This is a genomic window from Corallococcus carmarthensis (assembly GCF_003611695.1).
Taxonomy (GTDB): Bacteria; Myxococcota; Myxococcia; order Myxococcales; family Myxococcaceae; genus Corallococcus; species Corallococcus carmarthensis.
Window position 1 is genome coordinate 1 of record NZ_RAWE01000283.1, and the last position, 11,064, is coordinate 11,064.

General features: G+C 69.6%; 12 protein-coding genes and 1 pseudogene. 4 read left to right on the forward strand and 9 right to left on the reverse strand.

The genetic code is table 11. The features are described 5' to 3' along the window. Window positions 1-1,480: PCP family exopolysaccharide biosynthesis protein EpsV (epsV, locus tag D7X32_RS40025; RefSeq protein ID WP_120607775.1), on the forward strand; the 1,480-nt coding region annotated here is incomplete at its 5' end. A 56-nt stretch (window positions 1,481-1,536) separates the two neighbouring features. Continuing rightward, window positions 1,537-2,748 (forward strand): exopolysaccharide biosynthesis GT2 family glycosyltransferase EpsU, encoded by a 1,212-nt coding sequence (gene epsU, locus D7X32_RS40030; protein WP_120607776.1) that lies wholly within the window; start codon window positions 1,537-1,539, stop codon window positions 2,746-2,748. A gap of 3 nt (window positions 2,749-2,751) precedes the next feature. Here the strand turns inward: epsU and D7X32_RS40035 are convergent, their stop codons facing one another. From D7X32_RS40035 to epsH, 6 genes are read right to left on the reverse strand one after another with little or no spacing between them, the layout of a single operon-like run. After that, window positions 2,752-3,207, reverse strand: a complete 456-nt coding sequence (locus D7X32_RS40035) for a MerR family DNA-binding protein (protein ID WP_120607777.1) — start codon at window positions 3,205-3,207, stop codon at window positions 2,752-2,754. Beyond that, the gene (locus D7X32_RS40040) at window positions 3,182-3,622 is read right to left on the reverse strand and encodes a hypothetical protein (protein ID WP_120607778.1); all 441 of its coding nucleotides are present in this window, start codon (window positions 3,620-3,622) and stop codon (window positions 3,182-3,184) included. Before D7X32_RS40040 ends, D7X32_RS40035 begins: the two co-directional genes overlap by 26 nt. Window positions 3,623-3,671: 49 nt before the next feature. Next, window positions 3,672-4,103 (reverse strand): hypothetical protein, encoded by a 432-nt coding sequence (locus D7X32_RS40045; protein WP_120607779.1) that lies wholly within the window; start codon window positions 4,101-4,103, stop codon window positions 3,672-3,674. 10 nt (window positions 4,104-4,113) lie between these two features. Then, a complete protein-coding gene (sitI6, locus tag D7X32_RS40050) occupies window positions 4,114-4,830 on the reverse strand; it encodes a SitI6 family double-CXXCG motif immunity protein (RefSeq protein ID WP_120607780.1) in 717 nt (238 codons plus the stop codon). Beyond that, window positions 4,830-5,525 carry a SitA6 family polymorphic toxin lipoprotein gene (sitA6, locus tag D7X32_RS40055; RefSeq protein WP_120607781.1) on the reverse strand — a complete coding sequence of 232 codons (696 nt, stop codon included), beginning with the start codon at window positions 5,523-5,525 and terminating at the stop codon, window positions 4,830-4,832. The genes sitI6 and sitA6 overlap by 1 nt, the downstream gene beginning before the upstream one ends. Window positions 5,526-5,549: 24 nt before the next feature. Beyond that, window positions 5,550-6,860, reverse strand: a complete 1,311-nt coding sequence (gene epsH / locus D7X32_RS40060; RefSeq protein WP_120607782.1) for an exopolysaccharide biosynthesis glycosyltransferase EpsH — start codon at window positions 6,858-6,860, stop codon at window positions 5,550-5,552. A 56-nt stretch (window positions 6,861-6,916) separates the two neighbouring features. Between epsH and wzy the strand changes: the two genes are divergently transcribed. Continuing rightward, window positions 6,917-8,482, forward strand: a complete 1,566-nt coding sequence (gene wzy, locus D7X32_RS40065; protein ID WP_120607783.1) for an exopolysaccharide repeat unit polymerase — start codon at window positions 6,917-6,919, stop codon at window positions 8,480-8,482. Here the strand turns inward: wzy and D7X32_RS40070 are convergent. The 3 genes from D7X32_RS40070 to D7X32_RS40080 all read right to left on the reverse strand — a co-directional run bounded on the left by D7X32_RS40070 (window position 8,479) and on the right by D7X32_RS40080 (window position 10,701). After that, complete coding sequence (locus D7X32_RS40070; RefSeq protein ID WP_120607784.1) at window positions 8,479-8,934, reverse strand: hypothetical protein; 456 nt, start codon at window positions 8,932-8,934, stop codon at window positions 8,479-8,481. The genes wzy and D7X32_RS40070 overlap by 4 nt on opposite strands. After that, on the reverse strand, window positions 8,935-9,570 hold the full coding sequence (locus tag D7X32_RS40075) for a hypothetical protein (RefSeq protein ID WP_120607785.1): 636 nt from the start codon (window positions 9,568-9,570) through the stop codon (window positions 8,935-8,937). Window positions 9,571-9,651: 81 nt separating this feature from the next. Then, the gene (locus tag D7X32_RS40080; protein WP_120607786.1) at window positions 9,652-10,701 is read right to left on the reverse strand and encodes a cation diffusion facilitator family transporter; all 1,050 of its coding nucleotides are present in this window, start codon (window positions 10,699-10,701) and stop codon (window positions 9,652-9,654) included. A gap of 163 nt (window positions 10,702-10,864) precedes the next feature. On the opposite strand from D7X32_RS40080, the pseudogene D7X32_RS40085 reads away from it, so the two are divergent. Further along, window positions 10,865-11,064 (forward strand): annotated as a pseudogene (locus D7X32_RS40085) (hypothetical protein); the annotation flags it as partial.

The window sequence follows — 11,064 nt, forward strand, 5'->3', positions numbered from 1 at the left end:
CACGCCACGCTCCGCCCCGCCCCCGCCGTACGTCCCCGAGCGCGAGGAGACGAACGCGCCGGCGGACCTCATTGACTGGGGCTTCCTGTTCGACGGGCTGGGCTTCGTGCGCCGGGCGATCTTCCGGCACTGGTTCCTGGGGTTGTGCATCGTCGCGGTGATGAGCGGCCTGGGGTCGGTGGCGGCGAAGCTGATGCCGCGCAAGTACCACGTCGAGACGCGGATGCTGACGTACCGCAACCTCATCATCTCCTCGCTGGTGAACCCGGGCCGTTCCATCCCGGTGGAGGCGGATCAACCCACGCGCGCCGCGTGGGAGATGGTGCTCAGCCGGGGCAACCTCAAGTCCGTCGTGAAGAACGCGAAGCTCATCGAGTACTGGGACCACATGCGCTCGCCCATCAGCCGCATGAAGGAGCAGTACCTGAAGAAGGCTCCGCCTCCCATGTCCGACGAGGAGAAGGAGGAGGCGCTCATCGCGATGCTGGAGACCAGCCTCAACGTGATGGCGGAGGGCGGCAGCGGCACGGTCACCATCGGGGTGGACTGGGGCGACCCGCAGATGGCCTTCAACATCGTGGAGGCCGCGGCGCAGAACTTCCTGGACATGCGCCACGACTCGGAGATGGGCGCAATCTCCGAGTCCGTGAACATCCTCCAGGGCCAGGTGGCCAACGAGGCCGCGAACATCAAGCAGGCCATCGCCGACCTGGAGCGCGCGGTGAGGGCCGCGGATGCGCGCCGCAAGAAGAAGGAAGCGGACCCCAAGCAGGCCAGCGCGCGGCAGGCGCTGTTGCAGACGGACCACGCGCTCGCGCAGCTGAAGTTCCTGGTGCAGGCCAAGCGCCGCGCCATCCGCGACGTGGAGGAGTTCCGCGGCCGCCGCCTCACGGAGCTGCGCGCGCAGCTGGCGGAACAGCGCGTCGTCTTCTCCCCGCAGCACCCGGTGATTGTGGACCTGGAGCAGCGCGTGGCGACGATGCAGGCGGACTCGCCGCAGCTCACCTCGCTGCGCTCCGAGGAGCAGTCGCTCATCCAGGAGTACCTGCGCATGGGCGGCACGGACGTGGACTCCGCGACGGAGGGCACCAGCCTGGCGGCGGGCTTCGGCGCTCCGATGGCGGGCGCGATGCTGGGCACGCCGGATGATCCGGAGGTGGCGGTGGCCACGGACCGGATGCGCATGGTGGTGATGCGGCACCAGGAGAAGCTGCGCCGGTTGGACCAGGCGCAGACGGAGCTGGAGATTTCGAAGGTGTCCATGAAGCACCGCTACAGCGTGCTGTTGCCGGCGCTCTTCCCGGAGAAGCCGTCCAAGCCGAACCCGAAGCTCATCGCCATCGCGGGCGTGGTGGGCGGGGTGGTGCTGGCGGTGTTCGCGGCGGTGGCGTTGGACATCCTGCGCCGCCGGGTGCTGGAGAAGTGGCAAGTGGAGCGGCTGCTCAAGTTGCCGGTGCTGGCGGAGCTGGAACGGCGCTGAAGGTTCGTGCGCTTGGCCGTCCTTGAAGATGGCGCGAGCGCGGGGGTGACACTGTCGTGACGGTCTGGACCTGGGTGGACGTGGCGCTGTGCGTGGGACTCCTGCCGGTGGCGGTGGGCTGCGGCTACCTGCTGCTCCTGACGCTGTTGTCGGGGCGCAAGGCGGCGCCGGTGCCGCCGTCGCCCGCGACGCGGAAGTTCGACGTCATCATTCCCTCGCACAACGAGGAGCTGGGCATTGCCCGGACGGTGGCGAACCTGTCCGCGGTGGACTACCCGGCGCACCTGCGGCGCATCATCGTCGTGGCGGACAACTGTTCCGACGCGACGGCCCAGAAGGCGCGCGAAGCGGGCGCCACGGTGCTGGAGCGCCAGGACGCGGAGAAGCGCGGCAAGGGCTACGCGCTGGCGCACGCCTTCGCGCACAGCCAGCGCGACGGCTTCGCGGACGCGGTGGTGGTGGTGGACGCGGACACGGTGGTGTCCTCGAACCTGCTGCACGCGTTCTCCCGCCGGCTGGAGGACGGGGCGCACGGCGTGCAGGCGCACTACGGCGTGATGAACCCCACGGCGTCGTGGCGCACGCGGCTGATGACCATCGCGCTGGGGATGTTCCACCGCGTGCGCTCCATGGGGCGCGAGCGGATGGGCGTGTCCTGCGGCCTGCGCGGCAACGGCATGTGCTTCACGCACGCGGTGCTGAAGCAGGTGCCGCACGACGCGTTCAGCGTGGTGGAGGACCTGGAGTACGGCATCCGCCTGGCGCGCGCGGGGCACCGCGTGCACTACGCCTGGGAGGCGGAGGTGCTGGGTGAGATGGTGACGGCGGAGAAGCAGAGCCGTTCGCAGCGGCAGCGCTGGGAGGGTGGCCGCGCGCAGATGCGCAAGCTGCACGGCTGGCCGCTCTTGAGCGACGCGCTGAAGCAGAAGAGCGGGCTCCTGTTCGACCTGTCCATGGACGTGCTGGTGCCGCCGCTGAGCCAGCTGGTGATGGCGACGGTGGCGGGCTCGGTGCTGGCGGCCGCGGTGGCGTGGCTGTCCGGCGGCACGGCGGTGGCGGCGTCCGCGGTGGCGTCATTCGGGCTCATGTCGCTGGCGCTGTACGTGCTGCGCGGCTGGTGGGTGTCCGGCGTGGGTGCGCGGGGCCTGCTGGACCTGGCGTGGGCGCCCATCTACGTGGTGTGGAAGGTGTGGCTGATGGTGCGCGGCCCCGGCGCGGAGAAGCGTGGCGAGTGGGTGCGCACCACGCGTGAGGCGGAGCGGCGGTAGCGCTCAGGCGCGGGGCTTCCGCTTCGCCGGAGGCTTCGGAGCGCCGAGCGACGCCTGGATGGGACACACGGTGTCCGGGGGGCAGAAGCCCTCGGCCATCAGGGTGGTGATGGCGCGGCGCATGCGGCGCAGATCGCCGATGCGCGCGTCGATGGCCTGGACCTTCGCTTCCGCGAAGCGGGCCACGTCGCGGGTGGGGGTGCCGCGCCGGTCGTTGAGGGCGAGGACGGCGGACACCTCCTTCAGCGTGAAGCCCAGCTCCTGCGAGCGGCGGATGAAGCGCACGCGGATGGCGGCCTCCGGGCCGTAGAGGCGCTGGCCGCTCTCGCTGCGGTCCATGGGCAGCAGCAGCTTGCGGCGCTCATAGAAGCGCAACGTGGACAGCTTCACGCCGGATTCACGCGCGAGCGCGCCGATGCGCAGTGGGGTCACTTCAACGGGCCGTCGCGGGGATGCCATCTCGCTGCCTCCTGCTCCCGAGGATGGCACCGCCCTGCGCGAACATCCACGCCAGCTCCAGCACGAGGAACCCCACGAGCACCCGCGTCGCCCCCTGCGTGAGCGCCCACACCATCCACGTGGAGAACAGCGCCCGGCCCGCGGTGTCGATGGCGCCGTTGAACGCGGTGGGGTGGAAGAGCCGCACGACGGACCACAGCGTCACGATGGTGCCGAAGAGGGCCACGAAGAACAGGTGCGCGGACGTGAACGCGGGGAGCGGCTCACCGCCCAGGCTCAGCGCGTGATGCACGGAGCGGAGGTTCGCGAGCACCGCCTCCGCGGTCCACGGCGTGGCGAAGGGGACGGTGACGACGAAGTCGTACAGCGCACTGGCGAAGACGACGCGGCGGAGCAGGGACGAATCAGGGTTCATGCGAAGGACCCTAACCCCTGCACCTTGGTGCAGAGGCAAGGGGCCCCGTTCAGGCACCCGCCACGGGAGCCGCGTCCCGCCGCCGAGCGCCGAGCAGGAGCGCGCCCTGCACGAACATGCCCGCGAGCTCCATCACCATGAACGTACCCAGCACCTGCGATGCCCCCTGCGTGATCGCCAGCACCATCCACGAGGCGACGAGCCCGCGCCCCACCGTGTCGATGGCGCCATGCAGCGCCGTGGGCTGGAGGATGCGAACCAGCGCCCAGATGACGGCCAGCACGCCGAAGAGGGCGACGAAGAACAGGTGCGTGGGTGTGAAGGCAGGCATGGCCTCGCCGCGCAGCGACAGGCCCTCGTGCGCCCAGCGCATGGCGCCCAGCATCGCCGCCGCCGTCCACGGTGTGGCGAACGGAAGCGTGACGAGCAGGTCGTACACCGCGAAGCCACGGACGGCGCGCTGGAGTGGGGAGGGGCTCATGCCTGGAAGACTAGCCCTCGCTGCTGACGGGGAGCTCCCTGAAGAGGACGTCCAGGGGCCCGAGGCTGCGCGCCACCTCCACGAAGCGCGCTGTCGCGACAATCAACGTCACGGCATCCGTCAGCCGGAACACGTCCAGGTCCGTGGGTAACGACGGGCCTTCCAGCCTGAACTCCTCCGGCATGGCCGCCTCCACCCGTCCGCAGGTCCCACACGGCGGCGGCCCATGAGGATGGAGGCGCCCACGCACGGCCAGCTCAAGCTCATGGAGCGCAGGAACCGATGCACTGGAAGCAGCCAGCTCCGCCCGCACCGGTACAAGGCCTCGAAGCCCGGCGGTCCTCATCGCGTCCAGGGCGTCCTCCCGCACCAGGAGCTTCCAGGGATCCCTCAGCACGAGTGGGCCGAATGATCCCTCGGCGGTCCCCACCAGAGGACCGAAGGTCGTTCCGGGCTCCACCTGGGCTCCAGGCGGTAACCACGGCTTCACCTGCTCCAGAAGTCGTGCGTAACGCGCGAAGGGCTCGAGGCGCGGTGTCTCGAATTCCTCTCGCAGCGGGTGCCGGGACAGGTCCACGGAGGGATACGCCAGGGCGATGCCGCTCCAGGTCTCACCACAGGTGGGGCACTCCACGCCGGGCAACATCCAACGGGCATCTGCCTGATAGCTCCCCGTCCAGACGCGACGCATGTCGTAGTGGGGCGTGCACAGTTCGAAGTAGCGCATCAGTCATCCCTGGGAAACGGTCCCAGCTCGATGCTCTGCCAGTAGGTCGTCGTCAGCCCGAACAGACCAAACTGCTGGATCATCTTCGAGGCCTGTTCAAAGTGCTGCGGCTTGGTGGCCCGGCCGTAGGTCCTCGAGAAGAACATGCGCCACTCGCCATTCCAGGGGCCACCATCAGGGCCTCGATGGATCCGCGCGTGCAGGTCCTTGTCGATGACCATGACGTAGTCATGCACGTTGATTCCCTTGGAGAGGAAGTACGCCGTGTACTGCTGCGGGAAGAGGTGGTGCTTTTCCTTGGGACGACGGGCCCACTCCGCCATGGCCTGCTGACGGCGCACTTCGCTCGGGAGGCGTTCGCGGGGATACCAGCGGAACACCATGACCGGCAGCCGGTCTCCCGGCAGCCCCTGGGCGCTGCCCCAATTGCGCTGAGCCGTACCTCCTGGCGCCACGAACACGGGGGCGCTTCCGCGCGTGCGGACAATCGCCGGGGACTCGAGGTCCTCGCAGAAGAAGAGCGCGCACTCCGTCTCGGTGCAGAGTGTGGCGACACAGCGGTCCCCAGCGTCCGGCTCGCAGCCGTGTCCGACCTCCGCCCGTGCCCAGACCTGGAGAGGCTCGCCCAGGGGCGGCGTCCCGGAAGACGCGCACCCCAACACTCCCGCGAGGATCCCCAGCGCCCACCTTCGCATGGCGACCGTTCGCGCCCCGGACCGTCAGTCCGCCAGCGGCATGCCGAAGTCCGGCTGGCCGCGCTCGCCGGACACCCAGCGATACACTTCCAGCACCTGCTCCGCCTTCGCCTTCCAGGTGAAGTGCTTGAGGATGCGCGTCCTCGCGCGCTCGCCCATGGGGCCAATCACGGACGGATCCGCGACCAGCTTCTCCAGCACCCCGCGCACCCGCTCGATGATCTCCTGCGGCGTGCCCATGGGAATCGCGAAGCCCGTGGACGGACTCACGATCTCACCCGGACCGCCGTAGTCCATCACGATGGGCACCAGCCCCAGCGCCATCGCCTCCGCCACCACCGCGCCGCCGAACTCGCGCACGCTGGGGAAGCCGAAGATGTGGTTCTTCGACAGGCGGCCCTGCAGCTCCTGGTGCTTCACCCAGCCGGCGAACGTCACCCCGTTCTCCAGCCCGCCCTTCGCCACCTGCGCGCGCAGGTTCTGCATCTCCGCGCCGTCGCCGATGAGCTCCACCTGCACCTTGCCCTCGCGCACCAGCGGCGCCGCCGCGTCGATGAGCATCGCCATGCCCTTGTACGGCACGAAGCGCCCCACGAACGCCACCCGCAGCGGCTCGCCGGGCTTCGGCGGCTCCGCCTTCGACGCGCCGAAGCGGCGCACGTCGATGGCGTTCTCCGGGATGTAGACCACCTTGTCCTGGTACTCCTGGGACAGCTGCGCGCGCGTCGCTCGCGAACCCATCATCAGCGCCGCCGCGTTCTTCCGCGTCGACTGGTAGAAGGGCATCAGCTTGTAGACGTCCCGGATGTAGCTCAGCCACTCGCGCTCACGCAGCCGCGCGTCCCCGAAGCCCTTGGGCCACGGCAGGCCACCGTTCATGGGCCCCATGATGAAGGGCACCCCGGCGTCCGCGCACCGCGCCGCCAGCGTGCTGGGCGTCGTGGGGCTGATGGGCGTGTAGCGGTGCACCACGTCGAATTCCTTCGCGCGGATGCGGTCCCCGAAGCGCCGCCAGAGCAGCTCCTCGAAGTAGTAGTACGGCAGCACGCTCAGCGCCGTGGCCGTCGTCCAGCCGACACCCGCCTTGCCGCGCAGCACCTCGCCCACCTTCTCCAGCGGGCGCTCCACCGGCGTGGAGTCCAGCGCCGTGAAGTCCTTCCCCTCCACCAGGCCCTGCTTGAGGATGTTCTCGCGGTTGCGGACCTGGGTGACCAGGTGCACGTCCGCCACCTCGGCGAGCGCCCTGGCCAGGGACCAGCCTTCCAGGGGGACGCTCACCCAGTCTGGGTTGCACAGCTCAGCAATCAGGAGGACGCGGGGTCGGGAGCCAGCCATACGCCTTCCGCATCTATCCCAACCGGGGCCCGGGATATAGCCTCCCCCTCGCTCGAATGGCCTCCGAACCCACCCGCGCCGCCTGGCTCCAGTACATCGTCATGGTCGTGGGCCTGGGCGCCGTCACCCTGGGCGCGGCCGCCGTGGGTAACGGGGACCCCATCGTCACGATGGCGCCCGTGCTGGCCCTCACCGTGGTGTGGGTCATCCTGAAGATGCCGCTGCGCTACTTCGCGCTGACGGTGCTCTACCTGGTGCTGGCGGCGGACTACACGCCCGAGCGCCCCCAGTCGATGTTCTGGCCCTCGCCGATGTTCCCCTTCGGCAAGCTGCTCTTCACCCAGATGCACGAGCTGGTGGGCATTGGCGCGCTGCGCTTCCCGCTGGTGGACGGGCTCATCGTCTTCGCCATTGGCCTGGGCATCTACCGGCGGGCCACGAAGTCGACCATCGACCCGCCCGTGGTGCCCATCCCCCGGCCGCTGGTGGTGACGCTGACGATGTCCTTCTTCGCCATCATGTGGATGGAGGTGTGGGGCATCGCGCGGGGCGGGGACATCAAGAACTCGCTGTGGCAGTGGCACCAGGCCGCCGTGCTCCCGCTGGTGGCGATGATGTACCACTACAGCCTGCGCGGGCCGGAGGACTGGCCCGCGGTGGCGAAGACCATCACCGCGGCGGCGCTCACCAAGTCCGCGGTGAGCACCTACTTCGCGCTCGTCATCATCCCGGCGCAGGGGCTGGAGGTGGAGTACACCACCTGCCACTCCGACTCGATGACGTTCATCTTCGCCATCACGGTGTGCATCGCGCGCTGGCTGGAGCGGCCCAAGTCCGGCCACGCCATCCGCGGCATCCTCATCATCATCCTGGTGTTCATCGGGATGTTCTTCAACGACCGCCGGCTCGCGTACGTGAGCCTCGTGGGCGGCCTGGCGGCGGCGTACCTGTTCAACCCGTGGACGCCGCTGAAGAAGTTCGTCACGCGCGCGCTCATCGCGTGCTCGCCGCTCCTGGTCGTGTACATGCTGGTGGGGTGGGGCTCCAGCAGCGGCATCTTCAAGCCGGTGGCGACCTTCCGCTCCATCATCGAGGGCCAGCACGCGGAAGGGGAGCTGGACTACCGCGACATCGAGAACCTCAACCTCATCGCGACGTGGGCCACCAACCCGGTGTTCGGCACGGGCTACGGGCACGAGTTCCTGGAGCCCTACCCGCTGCCCAACATCGCGTTCGTGTTCCCCACGTACCGGTTCCACCCGCACGACTCGCTGTTGGGCCTGTTGGCCTTCGGAGGGTGGTTCGGCTACACGATGGTGTGGATGTACCTGGTGGTGACGGTGTACCTGGCGGCGCGCTCGTACCACCGGGCGCACGCGGCGGAGCACCGGACCGCGTGCCTGGTCATCGTGGGCGTCATCGCGTCGTACCTGAACCAGGTGTTCGGAGACATGGGCATCATCTCGTACATCTGCACGTTCGAGGTGGCCGTGGCGTCGGTGCTCGCGGGCAAGCTGGCCATGGTCACCGGCGCGTGGCCGTGGCCCCAGCGGGAGCAGGTGCTGGGCCTCACGCGCGCGGAGCCGGAAGAGGCGCCGCCCACGGGCGCGACGGCGGCCTAACGCTGGATGGAGAGGATGCGCCACTGGCGCGTGTCGATGGCGTACGTGGCGCTCGCGTCCGTCACGGGCCCTTCGGAGTTGCACACGTCCTGCCGGGGCACGAAGCGCACGAACATCACGCCTTCGGGCCCGGGCGCCGTCCACACGTCGAAGGAGTCCCGCCGGTAGAGGCACAGCTCGTCCGCGGTCGCGCCCTTGTGCGGCTTGAGGTCCAGGGGACGGAAGTCGTCCATCGCCAGCTGCGTCGCGACCGCGACGAGGGCGGGCGTCTGCGTGCGCCCCTCCGCCGGCAGGTCCAACGGAAACTGGAAGCGGGCCATCTCCTCGTCGGAGGCGCGTGGCGGGCGGATGGGCCGCCCGAAGAGCACGCAGCCGGAGAGGGGCAACGCCAGCAGCACCGCGAGCCCGCGCTTCACCACCACCCGCCCCAATGCCGAACCCTCGCGCCCCATCTAGTCCTCCACGGGCGTGATGAAGCCCGTGTCCTTGTCCGCTTCATGGATGTATCCGATGAGCTTCCACGTCTTGTCCCGCCGCAGATAGACCTCGCCCGGACGGTTCTCGCCCTTGTAGGGGACCAGCTTCGTCACGGTGCATCCTGCATCGAATTGGATGCGCAGGGTCCAACGTTGTGACTGACCCCAGCGGTCCTCTTGTGACATGCCGGACGGGAACCAGGGGTGGCTGTGGAAGTCCGCCAGGGTGGACGGCAGGCCCCGGTCGTCCCGCACGGAGCTGGGCACGCTGCAGCTCTTGCGGCGCAGGTCCGAGCCCACCAGCGTCGTGCGCCCCAGCGGCGACGGCCAGCTCGCGTAGTACTCCCCGCCGCCCAGCGAGTAGATGAGCCCGCAGTACTCCTGGCCGTAGTCCCGCTCGCGCGCCCGGTCCAACGCCATCACCGCCGGGCAGAGCTGGTCGATGACCTCGTCCACGTCCGCGGACGGGTGCACCGCGGGCCACGGGCCCTTCACCCAGACCCTGGCGCCCCGCTGGCCGAAGAGGGTCTCACTGCCGCTCTGGAAGTAGGACGTGCCGGCGCAGCCCAAGAGCAGCGCCACTCCCACCGTCCATGCATGCCGTCCGCGCATCCCGTTTCGCCGCTCCCGTGAGGGGAACCGGGAAAGCGCATATCACGGCCTAAACAACAAAACCAGGATTCAAGGCAAAGCTCACCCGGTGCGGACGCGGAGCTCCTCGGCGGCCTCGGCGGCGGCGGCGGTCAGGTGCTCCAGCTCCAGGTCGATGTGCTTCGCCTGCGGGATGGCGCGGCGGATCTCCGCTTCGATGGCGTCGATCTCCTCGCTCATCGTGCGGATGAGGTGCCGGGCCGCGTCGGTCAGCGCGCGCTCGCGCTCCGCGCCTTTCGGGGGCAGCCCCTGCGAGGGCAGGGCCTCCTCCAGCCGGGCCGCCACGAAGGCCTCGCTGAAGCGCAGCTCCGCCTTGAACTGGTAGACCTCCGGGGTGAGCCGCCGCGTCTTCACGTCGTGCAGGTCCGCCAGGCTGGGGCGCGCGCGCAGCAGGTCCTCGAAGCGCTGCTCCACGTCCGCCGGCACGGACCGGCCCAGCAGCAGCTCCCGGTTCTCCACCATGAGGTAGAGGGCGATGAGCCCCAGCAGCACGCCCACCGTGAGCGACGCCGCCGCGTCCCACAGCGGGTTGCCCGTCACGTGCGCCAGCCCGATGCCCGCCGTCGCCAGCACCAAGCCCAGCACCGCCGCGCCGTCCTCCAGCAGGATGGCCACCGACGCGGGGTCGGCCTTCTGGCGCACGAAGCGGAAGAAGGGCTCGCCCGCCGCCTGCTTCAGGAGCCCTGCGACCGCGAACGTCAGCACCCCGCCCTCGATGAGGAACGACGCCCCTAGCACCGCGAACGTCACGGGCCCCGTCTCCGCCACGTGCGGGTGCAGGAGCGACTGGATGCCGTGGTAGAGCGTCACGCCGCAGCCCACGAAGAAGATGCCGGACGCGGACAGGATGCCGAAGATGAAGCGCTCGCCGCCGTAGCCGTACGGGTGCGAGTCGTCCTCCACGCGCGCCGCCCGCTTCAGCCCCAGGAACAGCAACACCTGGTTGCCCGTGTCCGCCGCCGAGTGGATCGCCTCCGACAGCATCGCCCCCGACCCCGACAGGGAGAAGGCGATGAACTTGATGAGCGTGACCAGCACGTTGCCGGACAGCGCGGCGATGACGGCCTTCAGCGACGAAGCGGGAGCGGACATGGAGGCCTTCTCCCTACCATGGCGACACAGCGCGGCGGGCCCGGCGCCTCCCCGTCCGTCCGCACCGCGTCCGGCCCTTGACCCCTCGCGTCATCCCCTCTGGACAGACCTCCTCCAGAATGATTGTTTGCTCTCAAATCATCTTGGAGATGGGGAGAGCGCCGTGCGCCGTTTCGTGCCGCCGTGGGTGTGGGGAGTGCTGCTGCTGGGGCCCGTGGGGGCCTTCGCGCTGGACGCGGGGCTGCCGCCGGCCGCCGGGGTCGTCCCCGAGCGCGGGACTCCGCTGCTGGACCTGTTGCCGCCGGTGTTCTTCACGCGCCCGCTGTGGGTGCTGGAGACGTGGCAGTGGCTGGGGCTCGCGGT

What these genes read in the sequence shown, in the direction of transcription:
- sitA6 (WP_120607781.1), bottom strand. Translation starts at nt 5,525, where the DNA reads ATGCGAAGGTGGGCGCTGGGGATCCTCGCGGGAGTGTTGGGGTGCGCG.
- D7X32_RS40040 (WP_120607778.1), bottom strand. Translation starts at nt 3,622, where the DNA reads ATGAACCCTGATTCGTCCCTGCTCCGCCGCGTCGTCTTCGCCAGTGCG.
- wzy (WP_120607783.1), top strand. Translation starts at nt 6,917, where the DNA reads ATGGCCTCCGAACCCACCCGCGCCGCCTGGCTCCAGTACATCGTCATG.
- D7X32_RS40070 (WP_120607784.1), bottom strand. Translation starts at nt 8,934, where the DNA reads ATGGGGCGCGAGGGTTCGGCATTGGGGCGGGTGGTGGTGAAGCGCGGG.
- epsH (WP_120607782.1), bottom strand. Translation starts at nt 6,860, where the DNA reads ATGGCTGGCTCCCGACCCCGCGTCCTCCTGATTGCTGAGCTGTGCAAC.
- D7X32_RS40035 (WP_120607777.1), bottom strand. Translation starts at nt 3,207, where the DNA reads ATGGCATCCCCGCGACGGCCCGTTGAAGTGACCCCACTGCGCATCGGC.
- sitI6 (WP_120607780.1), bottom strand. Translation starts at nt 4,830, where the DNA reads ATGCGCTACTTCGAACTGTGCACGCCCCACTACGACATGCGTCGCGTC.
- D7X32_RS40080 (WP_120607786.1), bottom strand. Translation starts at nt 10,701, where the DNA reads ATGTCCGCTCCCGCTTCGTCGCTGAAGGCCGTCATCGCCGCGCTGTCC.
- D7X32_RS40075 (WP_120607785.1), bottom strand. Translation starts at nt 9,570, where the DNA reads ATGCGCGGACGGCATGCATGGACGGTGGGAGTGGCGCTGCTCTTGGGC.
- D7X32_RS40045 (WP_120607779.1), bottom strand. Translation starts at nt 4,103, where the DNA reads ATGAGCCCCTCCCCACTCCAGCGCGCCGTCCGTGGCTTCGCGGTGTAC.